This window comes from bacterium (assembly GCA_026708055.1).
Taxonomy (GTDB): domain Bacteria; phylum Actinomycetota; class Acidimicrobiia; order Acidimicrobiales; family CATQHL01; genus VXNF01.
Window position 1 is genome coordinate 125,928 of record JAPOVS010000019.1, and the last position, 17,264, is coordinate 143,191.

At 69.3% G+C, this 17,264-nt stretch carries 16 protein-coding genes; 15 read left to right on the plus strand and 1 reads right to left on the minus strand.

Annotated features, from left to right (window positions below):
- The first annotated feature begins 13 nt into the window (after nt 1-13).
- The 15 genes from purK (at nt 14) to OXG55_02540 (ending at nt 15,932) form a co-directional block, all read left to right on the plus strand.
- Nucleotides 14-1,168 carry a 5-(carboxyamino)imidazole ribonucleotide synthase gene (purK, locus tag OXG55_02470; protein ID MCY4102120.1) on the plus strand — a complete coding sequence of 385 codons (1,155 nt, stop codon included), beginning with the start codon at nt 14-16 and terminating at the stop codon, nt 1,166-1,168.
- Nucleotides 1,165-2,592 carry an amidophosphoribosyltransferase gene (purF, locus tag OXG55_02475; protein MCY4102121.1) on the plus strand — a complete coding sequence of 476 codons (1,428 nt, stop codon included), beginning with the start codon at nt 1,165-1,167 and terminating at the stop codon, nt 2,590-2,592. Before purK ends, purF begins: the two co-directional genes overlap by 4 nt.
- 80 nt (nt 2,593-2,672) lie before the next feature.
- The gene (gene purD / locus OXG55_02480) at nt 2,673-3,956 is read left to right on the plus strand and encodes a phosphoribosylamine--glycine ligase (GenBank protein MCY4102122.1); all 1,284 of its coding nucleotides are present in this window, start codon (nt 2,673-2,675) and stop codon (nt 3,954-3,956) included.
- Nucleotides 3,953-5,017 carry a phosphoribosylformylglycinamidine cyclo-ligase gene (gene purM, locus OXG55_02485; GenBank protein ID MCY4102123.1) on the plus strand — a complete coding sequence of 355 codons (1,065 nt, stop codon included), beginning with the start codon at nt 3,953-3,955 and terminating at the stop codon, nt 5,015-5,017. The genes purD and purM overlap by 4 nt, the downstream gene beginning before the upstream one ends.
- On the plus strand, nt 5,014-5,706 hold the full coding sequence (gene purN / locus OXG55_02490; protein ID MCY4102124.1) for a phosphoribosylglycinamide formyltransferase: 693 nt from the start codon (nt 5,014-5,016) through the stop codon (nt 5,704-5,706). Before purM ends, purN begins: the two co-directional genes overlap by 4 nt.
- Nucleotides 5,707-5,924: 218 nt before the next feature.
- Entirely contained in the window at nt 5,925-6,548 is a 624-nt protein-coding gene (locus tag OXG55_02495; protein MCY4102125.1) for a TetR/AcrR family transcriptional regulator, read from the plus strand.
- Nucleotides 6,549-6,922: 374 nt separating this feature from the next.
- Nucleotides 6,923-7,717, plus strand: a complete 795-nt coding sequence (locus tag OXG55_02500) for a fumarylacetoacetate hydrolase family protein (GenBank protein MCY4102126.1) — start codon at nt 6,923-6,925, stop codon at nt 7,715-7,717.
- Nucleotides 7,718-7,720: 3 nt separating this feature from the next.
- Nucleotides 7,721-8,506 (plus strand): alpha/beta hydrolase, encoded by a 786-nt coding sequence (locus OXG55_02505; protein MCY4102127.1) that lies wholly within the window; start codon nt 7,721-7,723, stop codon nt 8,504-8,506.
- Nucleotides 8,507-8,570: 64 nt separating this feature from the next.
- Complete coding sequence (locus OXG55_02510; GenBank protein ID MCY4102128.1) at nt 8,571-9,803, plus strand: amidohydrolase family protein; 1,233 nt, start codon at nt 8,571-8,573, stop codon at nt 9,801-9,803.
- A 62-nt stretch (nt 9,804-9,865) separates the two neighbouring features.
- Complete coding sequence (locus OXG55_02515) at nt 9,866-10,735, plus strand: branched-chain amino acid ABC transporter permease (GenBank protein MCY4102129.1); 870 nt, start codon at nt 9,866-9,868, stop codon at nt 10,733-10,735.
- Nucleotides 10,736-10,738: 3 nt separating this feature from the next.
- Nucleotides 10,739-11,680: a branched-chain amino acid ABC transporter permease gene (locus OXG55_02520; protein ID MCY4102130.1), complete on the plus strand. Its 942-nt coding sequence runs from the start codon at nt 10,739-10,741 to the stop codon at nt 11,678-11,680.
- Nucleotides 11,673-12,461 carry an ATP-binding cassette domain-containing protein gene (locus OXG55_02525; GenBank protein MCY4102131.1) on the plus strand — a complete coding sequence of 263 codons (789 nt, stop codon included), beginning with the start codon at nt 11,673-11,675 and terminating at the stop codon, nt 12,459-12,461. The genes OXG55_02520 and OXG55_02525 overlap by 8 nt, the downstream gene beginning before the upstream one ends.
- Nucleotides 12,454-13,146: an ABC transporter ATP-binding protein gene (locus OXG55_02530; protein ID MCY4102132.1), complete on the plus strand. Its 693-nt coding sequence runs from the start codon at nt 12,454-12,456 to the stop codon at nt 13,144-13,146. Before OXG55_02525 ends, OXG55_02530 begins: the two co-directional genes overlap by 8 nt.
- Nucleotides 13,143-14,564, plus strand: a complete 1,422-nt coding sequence (locus OXG55_02535; GenBank protein MCY4102133.1) for an ABC transporter substrate-binding protein — start codon at nt 13,143-13,145, stop codon at nt 14,562-14,564. Before OXG55_02530 ends, OXG55_02535 begins: the two co-directional genes overlap by 4 nt.
- A 207-nt stretch (nt 14,565-14,771) precedes the next feature.
- Nucleotides 14,772-15,932: an adenosylhomocysteinase gene (locus tag OXG55_02540; GenBank protein ID MCY4102134.1), complete on the plus strand. Its 1,161-nt coding sequence runs from the start codon at nt 14,772-14,774 to the stop codon at nt 15,930-15,932.
- An 18-nt stretch (nt 15,933-15,950) separates the two neighbouring features.
- On the opposite strand, the gene OXG55_02545 is transcribed toward OXG55_02540, so the two are convergent.
- Nucleotides 15,951-17,207 (minus strand): hypothetical protein, encoded by a 1,257-nt coding sequence (locus OXG55_02545; protein ID MCY4102135.1) that lies wholly within the window; start codon nt 17,205-17,207, stop codon nt 15,951-15,953.
- Between the last annotated feature and the right edge of the window lie 57 nt (nt 17,208-17,264).

Here is a 17,264-nt window from a genome sequence, read left to right on the forward strand (position 1 = left end):
GCGGGGAGATCTCGTGAACGTGCTGGTGCCGCCGGCGGTGATCGGCATCGTGGGCGGCGGGCAACTGGGCCGCATGCTGGCGCAGGTGGCACAGCGCCACGGATACCGGGTCGCCGTGCTCACCGGCGGGGACGAGCGGACCCCCGCCGGTGCGGTCGCCGACATCGAGATCGCCGCCTCCTTCGACGACACCGCAGCCGCGCACCGTCTCGTGGACTGCGCCGACGTCATCACCTGGGAGCTGGAGGACGTGGACCTCGGCCTGGCCGGTGTCGCAGCCGAGGCCGGGGTGCCGGTCCGGCCCCGGCACCAGGTGCTGGCCGCCGCGGCCGACCGCGCTGCTGAGAAGAGAGCCCTGCAGGCCGCCGGCGTCGCGGTGGCGCCGTACCGGGAAGCGGCCGGGCCGGCGGAATTGGTCACCGCAATCACCCACCTCGACGGGCCGCTGATCGTCAAGACCGCCCGCAGCGGCTACGACGGCAAGGGCCAGGCCCGCCTGGCCGCCGACCGGTCGGAGGTGGAGCGGACCGCGGTCGCCGCCGAGGTGTTCCGGCGCCTCGGTTCGGTCCGGCTGATCGTTGAGCAGGAGGTGCCGTTCGATCGCGAGGTGTCGGTCGTGGTGGCCCGGTCCGCGAGCGGCGCGGTCGCCGATCACGGGGTGATGGAGAACGTGCACGTCGGCGGGATCCTGGACACCACCACGGTGCCGGCGCGGCTGCCCGAGGAGGTGACCGCCGCGGCGCGTCGCATCGCCGCCCGGCTGGCACGCCACCTCGACGTGGTCGGCGTGCTGTGCGTGGAGATGTTCGTGGTCGGCTCCGATCTCCTCGTCAACGAGGTGGCGCCGCGCCCGCACAACAGCGGCCACTGCACGATCGAGGCGGCAGCCGTCAGCCAGTTCGAGCAGCAACTCCGGGCCGTCTGCGGATTGCCGCTGGGGGACGGCGGCTGCCGGCCGGCGGCCATGGCGCAGTTGCTGGGCGACCTCTGGGCCGGCGGCGAACCGGCGTGGTGCGAGGCCCTGTCGGACCCCGGGATCCGGCTGCATCTCTACGGCAAGCGGGACCCCCGGCCGGGCCGCAAGATGGGGCACTTCACGTGCGTCGACGCCACACCGGAACTGGCCCTGAAGCGGGTTCTGGCAGCCCGGGAACGGCTGGCCTCGTGATCGGCCCCGCCGGCGACCGGATCCGGGAGGAATGCGGCGTGGTCGGGGTGTACGCGCCCGGCCGCCACGCCGCCCGGATCGCCTTCTTCGGCCTGCACACGTTGCAGCACCGCGGCCAGGAGGCAAGCGGGATCGCCAGCTGCGACCGGGGAGCGGTCCATCTGCACCGTGGCCCGGGCCTGGTCGGGTCGGTCTTCAACGAGGACAACCTCTCGACACTCAGGGGCGAGGCCGCCATCGGCCACAACCGCTACAGCACGACCGGGGCTTCGGCGCTGCGCAACATCCAGCCGCAGGTGATCGAGACCATCGACGGACCGCTGGCGGTGGCCCACAACGGCAACCTGGTCAACGCGCCGCAGCTCCGGCGTGACCTACTGGAGAGCGGTGTGGGGTTGCAGACCTCCTCCGACACCGAGTTGATCGTGCAGCTGCTGGTGGTCGCCGCCGGTGGCTGGCTCAGCCGGATCCGGGCGCTCATGGCGCATCTCGAAGGCGCCTACTCCCTGACCATCCTGACCCGTGACGCCGTCTACGGGGTGCGAGACCCGCGCGGGTTCCGCCCGCTGGTGATGGGCCGGCTCGACGACGGCTGGGTGCTGGCCTCGGAGAGTTGCGCACTGTCGGTCGTCGGGGCCACCTTTGCCGGCGAGGTGGCGCCGGGGCAGATCGTGCGGATCGACGCCGGCGGCATGACGCTCGAGCAGGGAGCGCATCCCCGGCAGCCGGCATTCTGCACCTTCGAGCAGATCTACTTCTCGCGGCCCGACACGCATCACGGCGGCTCGCTGGTCCACGCGGTGCGGCAGCGCCTCGGCGCCAGACTCGCCATCGAGGCTCCCGCCGACGTAGATCTGGTGGCACCGGTGCCCGACTCGGGGACACCGCAGGCGGTGGGATACGCCCAGCAGTCGGGGCTGCCCTACACCGACGGGCTCATCAAGAACCGCTACGTGGGCCGGACGTTCATCGAACCCACCCAGGAGCAGCGCGAGGCGGGCGTGGCCATGAAGTTCAACCCGCTGGGCGACAACGTGGCGGGCAAGCGGGTGGCGCTGGTCGACGATTCGATCGTGCGGGGGACCACGTCGGGTCCGCTCGTGCGGATGCTGCGGGACGCAGGGGCGCTCGAGGTCCACGTGCGAGTCGCCTGCCCGCCGATCACCGACCCCTGCCACATGGGAGTCGACATGGCCGCCAAGCAGGAGCTGATCGCCTCCGAGCGGTCGATTCCCGAGATTTGTGACCACATCGGCGCCGACTCGCTGGCGTTCCTGTCGCTCGAGGGCATGATGGAAGCGCTGGGAGCCGTCGACGGCTACTGCAACGCATGCTTCACCGGCGTCTACCCGTTCGAGCCTGAGATGTTCGTGCAGTTGGAACTCGGGGCCAAGGACCAGTTCGCCTCGGTCTGGGGCGACTGACGTGCGGCGGACGACGGCGTGCTGCCAATGGCGGGCCCGGCTGCGATGAGGCCGCCCCCCGGAGCGGACGGGGATCGGTCGTGAGCTGCGTCCTGGTCGTGGGCGGCGGCGGCCGCGAGCACGCGCTGGCCTGGGCGCTGAGCCGCTCGCCGCACGTGGAGCGGCTGCTGGTGGCTCCCGGAAACCCCGGGACCGCCGGCCGCGACCGGACCGAGAACGTGGCCATCGCGGCTGGCGACATCGACGGGCTGGTGGCGCTGAGCCGCCGCGAGTCGGTCGACCTTGCGGTGATCGGTCCGGAGGATCCACTGGCCGCGGGGCTCGTGGACGCGCTCGCAGCGGTCGGGGTCGCCGCATTCGGACCCGGCGCCTCGTGCGCCCGGCTGGAGGCCTCGAAGACGCACTGCAAGCAGTTCCTGATTCGCAACCGGATACCGACTGCCGCCGCCGACGTGTTCGCTGATGCCGACGCGGCTCTGGCGAATCTCGGCTCGCGGCCTGACGTGCCGGTGGTCAAGGCCTCGGGACTGGCGGCGGGCAAGGGTGTCATCGTCCCCGAGACCAGAGACGAGGCGGCCGCCGCCGTCAGGGCCATGCTGGTGGAGCGGCGCTTCGGATCCGCAGGTGAGCGGATCCTGCTCGAAGAGCGCCTCCGGGGCCGCGAGGTGTCGGTGCTCGCGTTCTGCGACGGGGAGCGGTTCGCCCTGCTGCCTCCCGCCCAGGACCACAAGCGGCTCCTGGCGGGCGACGAGGGGCCGAACACCGGCGGGATGGGGGCCTACTCACCGTCCCCCGCCGTCGACGATCGGCTGCTCGAGCAGATAGGCGAGGAGATCATCGGCCCGACCCTGGCCGCGCGGCGGGACGCCGGAACGCCGTACCGCGGATTGCTCTACGCCGGGCTGATGATCACCGCCGACGGGCCCAAGGTGATCGAGTTCAACTGCCGTTTCGGAGATCCCGAGACGCAGGCGGTGATACCGCTGCTGCGTAGCGATCTGTTCGAGATCATGGCTGCCTGCGCAACGGGGTCGCTGGGCGACGTCACCATCGACTGGTCGGAGGCGGCGTCAGTGGCGATCGTGATGGCCTCGGCCGGCTATCCGGGAGCGAGCGGCGATCCTGTCCCGATCTTCGGCCTCGACGCCGCCGAGCAGGAGGGTTGCGCGGTCTTTCAGGCCGGCACAGCGGTCATCGGCGGAGCGGTGCACGCCACGGGCGGGCGGGTCCTGAGCGTGACGTCGATCGGGCCCGACGTGGGCACCGCCGCCGACCTGGCCTACCGCGGGGTTGCCGCCATCCACTTCGAGGGCGCCCAGCATCGGGCCGACATCGGTCCGGCGCGAACCGGAGCCCACCCTTGAGTCCCACCTCGGCGGAGCGCGCCGCGCCGATCCCAGCGGCGCCGGCTGCGGCCCGCTACCGAGCCGCCGGTGTGGACATCGAGGCCGGCAACCGGGCGGTGGCGCTGCTGTCGGCGGCCGTGGCCTCGACTCGCACGCCGAACGTGCTCTCGGCGCCGGGGGGGTTCGGCGGGCTGTACTCGCTGGCGGGACTCGATGCGGAGCATGTGCTGGTGGCCTCCACCGACGGTGTGGGCACGAAGGCCGAGCTGGCCGGCCGCCACGGGCGCTGGCGAGGGATCGGCGTCGATCTGGTCAACCACTGCATCGGCGACATCGCCGTGCACGGCGCCAGACCGCTGTTCTTCCTGGACTACATCGCCATGTCCCGGCTCGTGCCCGAGGCGGTGGCCGAGATCGTGTCCGGCATGGCCGACGCCTGCCGCGAGGCCGGCTGCGCCCTGCTGGGCGGGGAGACGGCGGAGATGCCCGGCGTCTATGTCCCGGGGACGATCGATGTGGTCGGGACCATCGTGGGAGCGGCCCGGCGAGACCGGCTCCGGCCGCGCCCGGAGACGGTGCAGGCCGGAGACGTTCTGGTGGGGATCGCCAGTTCGGGACCGCACACCAACGGCTACTCGCTCATCCGGCGCCTGCTCGACGAACGACCCGGTGCCTCTGCGGACGACGCACTGATCGATGCGCTGCTGGCACCTCACCGCAGCTACCTGCCCACCGTCTCGCAGATCACGGTGGCCGGGATCGAGTCGAAGGCGCTGGCCCACATCACCGGCGGCGGCTTCTTCGACAATCTCCCCCGGGTATTGCCGGACCATCTGGGCGTCCGGCTGCAGCTCGGCACCTGGCCGGTGCCCGAACTGTTCGCCACGCTCGTGGACTGGGGTGGGCTGGCCGATTCCGAGGCGTTCAGAGTCTGGAACATGGGGATCGGCCTCGTGGCGGTCGTGGACGAGGCCGACGCGGAGGTTCTGGTGGGGCAGGGCCACTGCGTGATCGGGTCGGTCGTCGATGTCGCCGCTCCGAACGGGGCCCGGGTCATGCTGGCGGGGTCCTGGCGGTGAGCGGCCGGCTGGTGGTGATGGCCTCCGGAGCGGGGACGAACCTGGGCGCCATCCTCGACGCCATCGCCGAGGGGCGCCTCGACGCCGAAGTGGCCGCCGTGATTGTCAACCGCCGGGGTGCCGGGGCACGCCTGCCGGCCGAACGGGCGGGAGTTCCGGTCCACTACCGACCGCTGGCGCCCTATCGCGGGCAGGCTCGGCACAGGACCGGCGGCGAACCCCTGGCTGCGAGGGCGCCGCGAGAGCGGGCTTGGGACGCCACAGCGGACCGGCGCCGCTACGACGCCGACCTGGCGGAGTTGGTGGCGAGCATCGAACCGGATCTCGTGGTGCTGGCGGGCTGGATGCACCTGCTGTCGTCCAGCTTCCTCGACCGCTTCCCCGACCGGGTCATCAACCTGCACCCGGCCCTGCCCGGGGAGTTCGCCGGCACAGACGCCATTGGCGACGCCTGGAGGGCCTTCGAGGCCGGACGGATCAGCCGGACGGGCGTCATGGTCCACTACGTGCCTGACGAGGGGGTGGACGACGGCCCGCCCATCGCATCGGCAGAGGTGCTCATCCACCCCGGCGACACGCTCGAGACCCTGCGCCGGCGGGTCCGGGAGACCGAGCACGAACTGCTGGTCGCCGCAATCGCCGAGACCCTGGCCGCGCCGGTCGTGCGGCGACTTGCGCCGCTCCCCTGACCCGGCTGCGCACCCGGCAATCGAGGCACGCATGACGCGGGGCCAACACTTCTACCCCGGCGAGCGCCGATCGCAGCCGGTTGCTGTTCGGCTTGGTCTGCGCCACCGCGACCCCGGAGGCGGGCCTCGCTGCCGACGGAGGCATCCAGGCCGTAGGTTCAGGTGGGCGCGCCAATTCTGTATTGTTTCGCGCGTGCTCTTGTCCGGGAGGCATGGATATGCCTGATGGGGACGACCCACGCGGCCGGCGAGATGTTGGCGAGACAACTCGACGGCTGCTGGAGGCCGCCGCGGCGGAGTTCGTCGAGCACGGCTATGAGAAGGCGGTGGTCAGCGACATCGCGCGCCGGGCCGGAGTGACCACCGGCGCCGTCTACGCGCGGTGGCCCCACAAGAGCGACGTCATGGTGGCCGCCCTCGATCGGATCTTCGAGGAGATCCTGCCGGAGCAGAGGATCAAGGACTTCGGTTCGGACGCGTTGCCGGTTGGCGACATCTTCGTCATGTGGGGAGCACTCCTCCTGAGTTCCGATGCGACTCAGGACGTGCTGGTCCAAGTATTCGGAAGCGCGCGCAACAATCCCGCGGTGCAGGAGCGCCTGCAACGATTCCTCGGCGACCAGGCTGATCAGTTGGCTCACCTCGTCGATAGGGGCAAGGAGGAGGGAATCTTCGATCCCGAACTCGGCACGGCCTCGGTGACCCTGATGATCCAAGCGATCGGGATCGGGACGCACCTGCTGCTGTCCGCTGGGCGAGACGATCTCCACCTACCATCCGAGCGCGAGTGGGCCGAGTTGATTGCGAGGTTGCTCGGCGGCCTGAAGCCGCAGGGTCAATAGGCCTTCGGCAGTCGCAGAACCAACTGGCGGTCGCCGGACCAGCCGACGAGCCGCTCGGTGCCGTTCGCGATGTGCGCGGGCACGGCATGCTCCGCCCGTGGGGATCGCGGCCGGCGACAACCCGCGGAATGCGCCGCTGTCCTTCGATTATTCTGAGCAGTCGCCCGTACTGATAGCGCACTGGTCGGGGGATCTCCAATCGCACCGAGCGCCAACTCCTCTGTAGGAATCGCCACAGCGACCGCACCGGAAGGGGCGGTCGCCACGCTCCGTCCGTACGACAGGGCTGGCCGATGACCGCCTGGTGCCGGATACGTGACGACTCCGGCGCGGTCGTGGCAGCGCGCGGCAACGGCCGGTTGAGGCGCGTGCGGGTGGACGGTCAGCCCGTTCGTGACCTGCACCCGATCATCAGGGGCGAGGTCGCTGCCGCCGACGTGGAGTTCGGCGAACCGATCGCACTCGCAGACGCCCGGTTGCTGGCGCCCATGGGCTCGTTCCCGCGCAACATCTTCTGCATCGGCAAGAACTACCGGGCGCATGCACTGGAGTTCACGACCAGCGGGTTCGACGCCTCCGCCGGCGCCGCGACACCGACCGACGTCATTCCCACCGCGCCGATCGTCTTCTCGAAGCCCTTCACCTCCGTGATCGGCCCCGGCGACGTCATCGAATCGCATCCGACCCTCACCGAGAAGCTGGACTACGAGGCCGAGTTGGCGGTCGTCATCGGCCGCGGCGGGCGGGACATCGCCCTGCCCGATGCCCTCGACCACGTCTTCGGCTACACCATCGTCAACGACGTCACCGCCAGGGACCGCCAGCAGACCCACCGCCAGTGGCTGTTGGGCAAGGGCCTGGACACCTTCTGCCCCATGGGGCCGGCCGTGGTGACCGCCGAGGAGATCGACCTCGCCAATGCCGTCGTGGAGTGCCGCGTCAACGGCGAACTCCGCCAGAAGGCGTCGGTCGCCGACCTCATCTTCGACGTCCCGACGCTGATCCGCGACCTCTCCGCCGGCATGACCCTCGTGCCCGGTGACGTCATCGCCACGGGAACGCCCGCAGGCGTGGGCATCGGCTTCGACCCGCCGCGCTTCCTGAAGCCCGGCGACGAGGTGGCGGCAACCATCGAACCCATTGGAACCCTCACGAACAGGATCGGATGAACCATGGCCACAGGCTTTCGCGCCCTCGGAAACAAGCACGTCTGGGTCGAGGAGAGTGGTGAAGGACCCGCGGTGGTGGGCATTCACGGCCTCGGCGGCACGTGCAACATCTACGGGCCGCAGATCGCCGCCCTAGCCGGTGCCCATCGCTGGGTGACCTTCGACCTCAACGGCCATGGCATGAGCCCCATGGTCGGCCCCATCTCGATCGAGAACTGGGCCGGGGACGTTGTCGCCCTCATGGATGATCTGGAGTTGGCCGAAGTCGCCCTGGTCTCGCACTCCATGGGCACGCTGGTGGCCCAGCAGGTGATGGCCATCGCCGGCGAGCGCATCCGGGCGTCCGCGCTCCTGGGCCCGGTGCGCAACCTGCCGGACGCGGCTCGCAGCGCCCAGGCCGATCGTGCCGCGCTGGTGCGGGCCCAGGGCATGGCGGCGGTGGCCGGCGGCATCTCCCAGGGCGCGGTCTCGGCGAAGACCCGCGCCGAGCGGCCCGTGGTCCCGGCCATGATCAAGGAATTGCTGCAGCGCCAGTCCGCTGAGGGCTACGCGGCCGCCTGCGAGGCTCTGGGCGGCTCGAGCCCGCCGGACATCTCGCGGGTTACCTGCCCGGTGCTCGGTGTCACCGGCACTGAGGACATGGTCTGCCCGCCGGACGGGCTGCGTGCCATCACAGGGGAGTTCGCCGACGCCACCGCCGTTGTCATCGACGACATCGGGCACTGGACCACGCTGGAGGCCCCCGCCGAGGTGAACGACCTCCTTGGAGACTTTCTGAAGACGGCCTGAATTCCCCAGCCGGAGCGCCGGCCGTCGAATACTCGACAACCGATCAAGACAAGGGAGGCGGAGCATGGGAAACACCCTGTTCACGAACATCAACATCCTGGACGGCAACGCCGAGGGGCCGGTCGCCGGCGAGGTGAGCGTCGCCGACGGCCGGATCAGCGACGTCGCCACGAACGGCGGGGCACTGCCCCGCGATGACCGGCGGGTGATCGACGGCCGCGGCATGACGCTCATGTCGGGCCTGTGTGACGCCCACACCCACTTCACCTGGAACAGCGGGGGCAGCCTCGACGCCCTGGCGGGCATGCCCGTTGAGGACCACACGATCGTGGCCGTGGAGTCGGCGCGCATCCTGATCGACTCCGGCTACACGATGTGCGTCGGCGCCGCCTCGGCCAAGGAGCGCATCGACATCGCCGCCCGCGACGCCATCGACGCCGGCATGATCCCCGGGCCCCGCTACCTGGCCTGCGGTCAGGAACTCGCCACGCCCGCCGGCGTGCTGGTCTACGGCATCACGCGGGAGGTCTCCGGCGCCGAGGAGATGAGCCGCGCCGTGCGGGAGATGTGCGGCCAGGGGGTCGACAACATCAAGCTGATCCTCTCGGGCGAGTCCATCACCGAGCGCGTCTGGGCCAAGGACACCTACATGACCGACGAGGAGGTGCGCGCCGCGGTGGTCGAGGCCCACCGGGTCGGCAAGAAGGTCGCAGCCCATGCCCGCAGCACCGACTCCATCAAGCAGTGCCTGCGCCAGGGGGTCGACATCATCTACCACGCCAGCTACATCGACGACGAGGCGGCGGACATGATGGAGGAGCGCCGTGACGACGTGTTCGTGGCGCCGGGGCTGCACTGGCTGTATGCGACCCTCTACGAGGCGGCCGACTTCGGCTACCCCCAGGAGGCGGCAGAGGCCGTCGGCTACAAGGACGAGCTCGAGAACTCCATCGTCGGACTGAAGGAGATCCACCGCCGGGGCGTGCGCGTGCTGCCCGGCGGCGACTACGGCTTCGCCTGGACGCCCCACGGCACCAACGCCCGCGATCTGCAGCACTTCGTGGAGTTGCTGGACTTCACGCCTATGGAGACGATCCGGGCCGCCACGGTCCTCGGAGGGGAGATCTTCGGGCGCTCCGACGAGTTGGGCCGCGTGGCGCCGGGCTACCTGGCGGATCTCCTGCTGGTGAACGGCGATCCGTCCAGCGACATCACCGTTCTCCAGAACCACGACAACCTGGTCGGGATCATGAAGGACGGGAAGTGGCACAAGGATCCCGCCATGGCGGGGATGTAGCCGGCCGGACGGCTGAGGACGACATCGTGGGGGCTGTGGCCTCGGACTGCTGAGTAGCGACCTTGGACTTCATTGCCAAAGCCGTGATCATCGGCCTGACCGAGCAGGCGCCGCTGGTGCTGGCGGCCATGGGCATGGCCCTGATCTACAACCTCAGCAAGGTCATCAACGTGGCCTTCGCCGAGACCATCACCCTCGGCGCCTACTTCGCGCAGTGGATCAACGTCGCCTTCGCGGCCAGTTTCTACCTGAGCCTGGCCATATCCGGGATCCTGGCCGGCGCGCTGAGCTGTGTCACCTACCTCCTGGTGTTCCGCACCGCCGAACGGCGGGGCGTGGGGCCGGTGGAGGTGATCATCATCTCGCTGGGGCTCTCGGTGCTGCTGCGCTACGCCCTGCAGTTCGTGTTCGGCTACGAGGCCCGCTTCTTCGAGACGCCCCCGCCGCGCTTCATGAAGCTGTTCGGCGTGGGGTTCACGTCCTTCCAACTCACGGCTTTCATCCTGGTCGTCATCCTGGCGCTGCTCTTCTACCTGTTCGTCCAGAAGACCGTCTGGGGACGTCAGGTGCGGGCGCTGGCCAGCGACGCCGATCTGGCCAAGGTGAGCGGCATCAACCCGCTGCTGACGACGCTGATCATGTGGTTCATGGCGGGCGCCGCCGGCGGCCTGGCCGGCGCCTTCTGGGGCGTCGGCTCCTCGGCCAAGCCGGGACTGGGTTGGGATCGCTTCCTGCTGACCCTGCTGGTGGTGCTGGTGGGCGGGGCGCGGGGCCTGCGGGGCGTGATCCTGGCCGGCATGGGAACCGGTGTGCTGCTGTCGGCCCTGAAGCTGGAGATCGCCCCGCTGCGGGCCGAGATCGTGCTGCTGGTGGCTTTCATCATCGTGTTGAAGCTCCGGGGCAACCGCTTCCGTGAGCTGGCGAAGGTGTAGGCGATGAGCGCCGTCTGGGACTACCTCTTCGGGTCGCCGGCGTTCTTGATCTTCGGGACCTACACGCTGATGATGATCGTCGGGCTGGGGATCCTGCTGCACCTGCAACTCGGCGTCACCGGGATCGGCAACTTCGGTGTGGCCGGGTTCTGGGGCGCGGGTCTCTACACCTTCGGGATCATGCAGGTGACCTACGACCTGGGCTTCTGGTTGGCCCTGCTGGCGGCGACCGCGGCGGGCGGCGTGCTCGGCCTGATCACGGGCTGGGTCATCGCCGATCTCGACGACGACGGCGTGCTGGCCGCCACGCTGGCCGTGGCGACCATCGTGTTGCTGGCCATCGAGAGCGAGAAGGACATCACCGGTGGCCGGGTGGGCCTGGGCACGATCGATTTCCCGTTCGATGTGGGCGACCGCACCGATCTGGCCTGGCTGGCGATCCTGTTCGGCGTCACCGGCGTGCTGCTCTGGTACGCCCGCCGGGTGCACCGCTCGCCCTACGGGCGCCTGCTGATCGCCACCGGCACCAACGAGCCTCTGGCGCGGAGCCTCCGCAAGCCGGTCAAGCGCACCAAGGTCGGGGTCATGGCGCTCACCTCGGCAGGCATGGGCGCCCTGGGCGGTCTCTACGGCCCGATCGTGCACTTCTTGTTCCCCACCCAACTGACCGTGGCGATCACCGTGTCGGTGATCACCGCCCTGGTCCTCGGCGGCCAGCAGCGGCCTCTGGGAGCCTTCGTGGGGGCGGTGCTGACCGTGGGGCTCTTCGACATCGTGATCAAGCTGTATGTCCCGTTGCCGAAGGATCTGCTGGAGCACGCCTTCCCGGTCACCAAGCAGATCATCTTCGGGGCACTGCTGATCTTCGTCTTGCTCTTCCGCCCGCTGGGGTTCCTGGGCCGCATGCGGCGGGAGAGCCACGTCAAGGGGCTGTCCCGTGTCTGAGGGCAACGGGAGCACCCCGGGCGGCCGCGCTGTGATCCGCATCAGCGGTCTCACCAAGAGCTTCGGCGATCAGACCGTCGTGAACATCGACGAGTTGGTGCTGGGCAGCAAGCCCGTCGAGGGCCTCATTGGCCCCAACGGCGCCGGCAAGACCACCCTGATGCGCCTCATCATGCGCTCCACCCGGGCCGACACGGGCAGCGTCGTCCTCGACGACGGCTCCACCGACGTGGCGCTCTCGAAGCTGCCGCCACACCGGATCGCCTCACTGGGCGTGGTGAAGACCAACCAGGTCACTCAGGACTTCGCCGGTCTGACCATCTGGGACTCGCTGCTGCTGGCTGTGGCGCAGCGCCACGACGAGCGGCCGCACCGGATCTACCGGGAGCGCCACCTCCTGGAGCGCCACGGCGAGGAGATCCGGAGCTACCTGGATCTCTTCGAGTTCTCCGAGCCGGCCGGCTTCGCTCATTCCACCGGCGAGAAGAAGCTGTTGGACGTGATCCGCTGCCTGCTCCTGAATCCCAAGATCCTGTTGCTGGACGAGCCCACGGCGGGCCTGCCCGACGACGTGACCACCCAGATCATCGACTTGCTGCGCATCAAGGTGGCAGAGGGCATGTCGGTGATCATCGTGGAGCACGATCTGGACGTCATCTGGGGATTCAGCGACATCGTGCACTTCATGGCCGAGGGGGACGTGATCCTGGAGGGTGACCCCGCCTACATCCGCGCGCACAGCACCGTGGTGGAGAAGTACCTCGGGAGCGGCCATGTTTGAGGCGAGCGGCATCTGGACCGGCTACGAGGACATCGACGTCATCAAGGGCCTGGATTTCACCGTCGGCGAGGAGGTGTTCGCGATCCTGGGGGCGAACGGCGCCGGCAAGACCACCCTGCTCTCGGCCATCGCGGGACTGCTGCCGCTCACCTCGGGTTCGATCCGCTTCAACGGCGAAACGATCTCGGACATGCCGCCGTGGCGCATCGCCGCCATGGGCGTCGGACTCGTCCCCCAGGAGCGGGGCGTGTTTCCCGACCTCACCGTGCTGGACAACCTGCGGGTCGGCGGTCTGGTGGCCAAGCAGGCACGCGGTGACCGGATCGACGAGATCATGGAACTCTTCCCGGCGCTGGCGGGCCTCCGCAACCAGAGGGCCGGCACCCTCAGTGGTGGCGAGACCAAGATGGTCGCAGCGGGCAGGGCCCTGATGCAGGACGCCAAGCTCCTGCTGATGGACGAGCCGACGGCGGGTCTGGCCCCGCTGTACGTCGAGAACTTCTTCGACAGGATCCGCCGGATCCACGAAACTAAGCAGGTGGCGATCATCATCACCGAGCAGAATGCTACGAAGGCCCTCGAAGTGGCCGACCGGGCGATGGTGCTCAGCCTCGGTGAGGCGATGATGATCACCGATGCCAAAGACCTCACAACCGACCAACTGAGGAAAGGATACAAAATATGAGAAAAGCACACCGACAGACGGCGGGCGCCAAGCGCTCGCGCAGTTGGGTGTGGCGAGCGGGCGCAGTTCTGCTTGCGGTCAGCCTCGTGGCGGCCGCCTGCGGGGACGATGACGACGGCGCCGCGGCGCCGCAACCCGCTCCCGCCCCGGCTCCATCGCCGGATCCCGCCCCCGAACCGCCGCCGCCGCCGGAGCCGGCTCCCGAGCCTGAGGCTGAGCCGATCCTGCTGGGCGATCTCGCCTACTTCACCGGCGACTTCGCCTCGGTCGGCGACCTGCTGGCATCGCAGGTGGACTTCCCGGTCAACGAGGTCATCAACCTGGATCCGCCGCTGGGGCGCCCGATCGAGGTGATCCACGAGGACATCGGCACGGTCGGCGAGGCCCAGGCGGTCCGCAAGCTGCTCGAGCAGGACGGGGTCGACATCGTGTTGAGCTCCGCCCACGAGTACTTCACCTACCGGGACTTCATGCTGGACTGGCAGGAGGACAACGACGGGCCACTCATGCCGACCGTGCACGGCGGCGTGATCCCTGTGAACGTGGGCGGACGCCCCGGCGAGCCGATCTTCCGGGCACAGGGCAGCGACGAGGGCCAGGGCGTCACCGACGCTCTGTACGCCGAGGCTCTGGGCGCCGAGGCGGTGGTCATCATGACCACACCCACCGCCGGCTACCAGCTCACCGCCGACGCCACCGAGAAGGCACTGGACGTCATCGGCATCGAGTTGCTGGAACGCATCGACGCCCCCGGCGAGCAGTCCTCCTACCGGACCGAGGTGCAGCGGGCCGTGGACGCGGCGCCTGACGCCGTGATCATCCTCGCCCAGGCCACCGAGAGCGCCATCATGGTGAAGCAGTTCGCCGAGGCGGGCTGGGCCGGAACCATCATCGGTGAGGTCGGCTGGTCCGAACCCGAGTTCGCCGCCACGGCGACCGCCGAGGCATTGGCGGCGCACGAGGTGGTGGCCTACCCGTCGTTCCACCGCCAGGACAACCCGGCCTGGGACTTCTACCAGCCGCTCTGGGACGGCAACGAGACCTACACCCAACACACGATCGCCGATGATCCCTACTCCTTCACCACCTACGACCTGCTGATCGTCACCGCGCTGGCGATCGAGGAGGCGGGCTCGGTGAAGGGCTCGGACTGGGCGCCGGCCATGTTCAAGGTGTCGGGCGCGCCAGGCACGAAGTGCTACACGTACAGCAACTGCCTGGCCCTGATCCGGGCGGGCACCGACGTCGACTACGAGGGTGTGACCGGTCCGGCCACCTTCAGTCCCGGCGGCATCAACGCGGTCATCCCCGTGGTCCGGATCTTCGGCCCCGACGGCGAGATCGCCGATCAGGTCGCCGTGGACTCCGAGCGTCACCTCGAGATCCTCGACCAGGTGGCATTCAAGTTCGAGGGTTAGTCACCTCGTAACAGACATCGTGGGTGGGGCCGTCCACCGGCCCCACCCACACCTCCTTCCGGGTCAGCGCGCCTCCGGCTCCCACCTCGTCATTCCGGCGAAGGCCGGAATCCAGGGCCACCGGTGACGACTGCCGAGTGCGCGGTGCTCTCCTAGGCTCACCGCGGGTCGTCCCGGATCGGCGACCAGATCGGGAGGACTCGCCACATGGTCGAGGAAACGGTGCACCGCGTTCTCTGGACGTCGTCGAACATGGCGCTGCTGGGCCGCATCGCCGCCGAGTTCGAGACCACGCGGCCCTTCGCCGGGCGGCGCATCGGGGTGTCGCTGCACCTGGAGGTGAAGACCGCGGTCCTGCTCCTGGCCCTCAAGGCGGGAGGTGCCGACATCGTTGCCACGGGCAACTACGGCACGTCGCAGGACGACGTCGTCGCCTACCTCAACGACCACGGCATCGACGCCCGCGGCAGCGGCTCGGACTCCCTCCAGCGACACCTGCGCCACGTCGAGTCGGTGCTGGACTCGAATCCCGACATCCTGCTGGACAACGGCGCCGACCTGGCGCGCCGGGCCGTCGACCGGGGCCTGGCGGTCCTCGGCGGGACCGAGGAGACGACCTCGGGACACAACATCCTCGCCGGGGAACTGGCGCCGCATCTGAACTTCCCCATCATCGTGATCAACGACACGCCGCTCAAGGCGCTCGTCGAGAACAAGCACGCGGTCGGCCAGTCCACCTACGAGTCCTTCTGCCGGATCACCAACCTCATGCCACAGGGCAAGCGGTTCATGATCGTCGGCTACGGCTGGTGCGGGCGCGGGATCGCGCACTACATGAGAGCCAACGGGGCCGAGGTCACCGTCGCCGAGATCGACGAGATCAAGGCGCTCGAAGCGGCACTCGACGGCTTCAGGGTCGGCGACGTCGCCGCGCTGATCGCCGAAGCAGACGTCGCCATCACCGCCACGGGGGTCGATGGAGTGATCGGTGTCGACGAACTCGGGCTGGCGCCGGACGGAATCCTGCTGGCGAACACGGGCCACTTCGACCGGGAGATCGATGTGCCCGCGCTCAACGCGCAGACCGCCGAGCGGATCCCCCTCGGGGATGTTCTCGCCCGGCACGTTCTCGAAGACGGCAGGACCATCGATCTCATCGCGGAAGGACGGATGTTCAACCTCGCCGGCAGCCGGCCCAAGGGCAACAGCATCGAGTCCATGGACATGGGATTCGCCATGCAGGCTCGGTCGCTCGAACGCGTGGCCCGAGACCATGCGTCGCTGCCCCGCGGTGCACAACCAGTGCCCGACGACATCAACCGGGCGCTGGCACGGGAGTTCACCCGGCAGATGGGCAACCCCGTTTGAGGTGACCGGCCGTGCGCCCTAGCCGGTTGAGCCGCCCACGGCGTCGCCGCAGGTCACCTTGAAGTCGAAGATGACGCGTTCGGGAGCGGTGGCCAGGTTGAACATGATGTCGGTCGTCTCCGCGAGGCATTGCGGGGGCAGGCGGGTGAGCGTTACGGTGGCGTCGCAGGCCTCGCCGCCGCTGCCGAGCGCGCGGGTGGGCACACCGTCGAAGGCATCCTCGGCGGTGGGGTCGTCCGCGAGCGCCGCCGTGATGTTGTAGCGGCCCTCCCGCAGCTCGACGAGGGTGATGCCCTCGATCCTCTGGATGCCGTTCGAGGGGTCTGGCGGCGGCATCACCCCGGGGAGCGGCGACGGCGGTTCGCAATCCGTCGACAGGGCGTAGTGCACGGCAGCGCCGCCGGAGTCGCCGACGACGGTCTGCAGCAGGAAGACGGTCTTGCTCACGACGCCGACGCGGACGTCGACCGTGGCCAGGCCGGCAATGTCCTGCAGGACTTCGAGTTTCCGCCCCATGAAGGTGGCGACGAGGTGGCCGGGCAGGCTGAGCGACACGTCGTAGCGGCAACTCTCGCCCGCCGAGGTGAGGTTCACCACCGGCAACTCGACCGTGACGATGTCGTCGGTCTCGGTCGGTGTGTCCCGGTCGTCCACCTCCGAGGTGGCGCTGCTGCTGGTGGAACAACCCTTGGGGGCTCGCTCCGTGGGCACGGCCGTCGCGCTGAAGGTGGCGCGCAGGACGGCGTTGCGGTCGGTGGCGTCGCGGTCGACCGGGACGGCTGGATTCAGACGGAGCACGATGCGGGACTTCTTGCTACAGGCGGTGTCGGGGTCGTCCAGCGTGATGATGATCCTGAAGTCGTCGTCGGGTCCGAACGGGGCGGGTCCCACCATGCAGTTCCCGTCCGTGGTCGCCTCGATCATCATGACGGTCCATTCGTAGACGCATCGCGGGCTGGTCACCACGACCTCGGTGGCCTGCGTGCCCGTGAGTTCGCCGGGCTCCGGGTCGGCGTCGGGTGTCCCGTCGGCCTCCACCGTCAGGGTGATCTCACCGGCCATTCCCGACGTGCCGGAACCGGGGTCGCAGCCTCCCAACGTCTTCCAGGACACCTTGTAGGTGCCGGCGATGGCCGGGGTCGTGATCGCCACCAGCCGCTTCGGCACCTGCCCGTCGCCGTCCTGCCCGATCACCGGAGCAGCGGATCCCACGAACGCCGAGACCGCCGCCACGGCGGCGAGTGCAGCCCCGATCTGTCGCCGGGCTCTTGACACAACACATCCCTTCGCTCCACGGGAGCCGAACAGGGCGCAGCCCGAGATGCCAATTTA

Bases quoted from the DNA above. Each gene is read 5' to 3' on its own strand.
- OXG55_02510 (MCY4102128.1), top strand. From the start codon at position 8,571: ATGGGAAACACCCTGTTCACGAACATCAACATCCTGGACGGCAACGCC.
- OXG55_02540 (MCY4102134.1), top strand. From the start codon at position 14,772: ATGGTCGAGGAAACGGTGCACCGCGTTCTCTGGACGTCGTCGAACATG.
- OXG55_02505 (MCY4102127.1), top strand. From the start codon at position 7,721: ATGGCCACAGGCTTTCGCGCCCTCGGAAACAAGCACGTCTGGGTCGAG.
- OXG55_02535 (MCY4102133.1), top strand. From the start codon at position 13,143: ATGAGAAAAGCACACCGACAGACGGCGGGCGCCAAGCGCTCGCGCAGT.
- OXG55_02530 (MCY4102132.1), top strand. From the start codon at position 12,454: ATGTTTGAGGCGAGCGGCATCTGGACCGGCTACGAGGACATCGACGTC.
- OXG55_02520 (MCY4102130.1), top strand. From the start codon at position 10,739: ATGAGCGCCGTCTGGGACTACCTCTTCGGGTCGCCGGCGTTCTTGATC.
- OXG55_02495 (MCY4102125.1), top strand. From the start codon at position 5,925: ATGCCTGATGGGGACGACCCACGCGGCCGGCGAGATGTTGGCGAGACA.